The organism is Mesorhizobium sp. M7D.F.Ca.US.004.03.1.1 (assembly GCF_003998635.1).
Taxonomy (GTDB): Bacteria; Pseudomonadota; Alphaproteobacteria; order Rhizobiales; family Rhizobiaceae; genus Mesorhizobium; species Mesorhizobium loti.
In genome coordinates this window covers 1-2,431 of the sequence record NZ_RZQG01000875.1, presented here as the reverse complement: position 1 = coordinate 2,431, position 2,431 = coordinate 1, and the positions used below count along the sequence as shown (strand labels likewise).

Here is a 2,431-nt window from a genome sequence, read left to right as displayed (position 1 = left end):
GTTCGGCGTCCGGCGCGTTCATCATGCCGCCGCCGAAGAACTTTCCATTGGCCACCGCCACCAGCGCCATGCGCGCTTCGACCGGGGCGCCGTCGTCGACGGTGATCCTGACGTCCTGGAAGCGGTAGCGGATGAACTCGACCACGGTGCGCCACAGGAACAGCGCCTTGGCCGACATCTTGCCCTTGCGCTTGTCGGCATTGACGGCGCGGTCGGTGGCGCCGGAAAGCCCCAGGCTGGCGATGTTGATGAAGTGCCGGCTGGCCAGCGCGCCATGGTCGTCGATGTAACAGATGCGCCCGGCATCGACCTTGCGACCCTTGGCCTCGGCGATCCGCTTCAGCACGGCGTCCACTTCTTTCGGCAGACCGAGCCCGCGCGCGAAATCGATGCCGGTGCCGCACGGCAACAGGCCAAGCTCGGTGATCCGGCCGCTCTCCTGGGTCGCCTGCAGCAGCCCGTCGGCCACTTCGCTGGCGGTGCCGTCACCGCCGGCCGCAATCACCAGATCGAAGCCGCTCATCGCAAGATCGATTGCCAGCCTTTCGGCGTCGCCTTCGGCCTGCGTCTCGCGCAGTTCGAATTCGCCGAAATGCTTCTTCAGCGACGCGGCGACCTCGGGCCAATGCCGTTTGAGCCGGCCGCCACCGGCAATCGGATTGAGAACCACCCCGACTTTCAAGCACACCCTCCCGCAAGGACATCGAAGACGCTTGGGCCTCGAATCCTTTGCCGGCATTGAAGCCCGCACCGGTCGGCAGGGCAAGGGCCGAATGTCCGCCTCCGCCGCCCATCATGACGGATACGAAAATCCCGCTATCCCTGATTGATCCCCGATAATCCCGTTATCCACAGGCCCATGGCCATTCCCTACGACCCTTACCCGGCGTACGTTAAACCCATCTCAGGCGGCTACCGATCATCAAGCCGAAAGGCGAAGTGAAAGGCGGATTTCCTGAGGCCCGTACGGCCCGGATCGAGAGCAGGCTTGCCTGGTCGAGGGACGGATGCCGAGACCTACGGGGCCGCGGAAAGCGTGCCAACGCCGACGGCGGACCGATGCTGCCATGAAGGACGGCAAAAACCTTCGATGGTGCGCAGGGCAAAGCTCGCAAGGGTGGAAACCGGCGTGGTCCCGAACGGACGCTGCTCTCGGGTGGCGGACTGGCAGGACCGTCAAAATCAAGGCCGGCAAGGCGCGACGACTTTACGGAAGTTGCTGCCGCGACCGTGTCCTGATCTGACAGGGAGGCGCTGGGAGAAATCCCGGCGCCGACTGTCTTTTCCCCCCTCGATGCCCTTTGCCGGCGATCTTGCGAGCGCCGCTTCACCGCGCGCTAAAATCGGTTAGTATCGCTGTGTCGTCAGAGTCTGTTTGCAAAGCAGGCTCGTAGGAGGGGGATACTTCATGACGTTGATCCAGAAGCTTGCCGTTGCCTACGCCTTCCTGTTCTTCGGCGTCGTCGCCATCGGCTACATACCGGCGTTCAACGATGCCAACGGCAATCTGTTCGGCCTGTTCTCGCTGCAATGGTATGACGACCTGCTGCACGCCTTTTCCGGCGTCTGGGCACTGGCCGCCGCCTTCATCTCGCACCGCCAGGCGGTGTTCTATTTCAAGCTGTTCGGTTCGGTCTACCTGTTCGACGGCGTGCTCGGGCTGGTCACCGGTTCCGGCTGCCTCGATGCCGGCATCTTCATCAACGGCTTCCGCTCTCTCAACGATATCGAATTCCCGGCCCGTTTCTTCGCCAACCTGCCGCACATCGTCATTGGCGGCTTCGCCGTCTATGTCGGCTTCTGGTTAGCCAAGCGCGTACACGACCACTTCGCCACGGCCTGATCGGCCATGTTCCTGTTCCGCTGGCTGAAGCGCATCATCAAGACGATCCTCTGGCTGATCGTCATCGTCATTCTCATCCCGATCATCGGGCTGAGCTACGGCTTCCTGACGACGTCGTCGCTCGACAAGACGCCGCTGCCCGGCATTGCCGACGGCGCCCCGCCCAAGGCGCTGGCCGACAAGGTCCGCGCCGAGATCCCCTTCTACCAGCGGCCGGAAGAATCGACCTTCCTCACCTATCCGGAATGGGCGATCGTCTACGCCGCGCGCGAATATGCCGGCTTCGTCGACAAGGACCAGCCGAGCGGCTTCCCCTACTGGTCCTATGTCGGCCGCTTCTGGCAGGACTACGCCATGGTGATCCGGGCCAGCTCTCCCTACAAATTCAACTACGCCAACCACCAGATGCTGGTCATCATCGGCACCAGCCACTCGATCGAGCATATCCTGCAGTGGGCCTATGAGAACACGGTCGGCCGCATCACCGAGGCGACATCTGGCAAGCGAACCGCCGCCGACATCTATCAGGCCAAGGTGGCGGCCGACTATGCCGCGTTCCTCGACCAGGTGCCGTGGTATCAGTTTCCC

2 protein-coding genes and 1 pseudogene are annotated in these 2,431 nt (G+C 63.0%); 2 read left to right on the top strand and 1 reads right to left on the bottom strand.

Annotated features, from left to right (window positions below; all coding sequences use genetic code 11):
* Window positions 1-682 (bottom strand): diacylglycerol kinase family protein (locus tag EN935_RS31215; protein WP_164771498.1); only part of this gene is annotated, 682 nt, incomplete at its 3' end.
* A 726-nt stretch (window positions 683-1,408) separates the two neighbouring features.
* Between EN935_RS31215 and EN935_RS31210 the strand changes: the two genes are divergently transcribed.
* Together EN935_RS31210 and EN935_RS31205 are read left to right on the top strand one after the other, a co-directional pair.
* On the top strand, window positions 1,409-1,843 hold the full coding sequence (locus EN935_RS31210; RefSeq protein ID WP_109659861.1) for a hypothetical protein: 435 nt from the start codon (window positions 1,409-1,411) through the stop codon (window positions 1,841-1,843).
* Window positions 1,844-1,849: 6 nt separating this feature from the next.
* A pseudogene (locus EN935_RS31205) lies at window positions 1,850-2,431 on the top strand (hypothetical protein); the annotation flags it as partial.

Coding starts and splice junctions, on each gene's coding strand:
- EN935_RS31210 (WP_109659861.1), top strand. CDS start 1,409: ATGACGTTGATCCAGAAGCTTGCCGTTGCCTACGCCTTCCTGTTCTTC.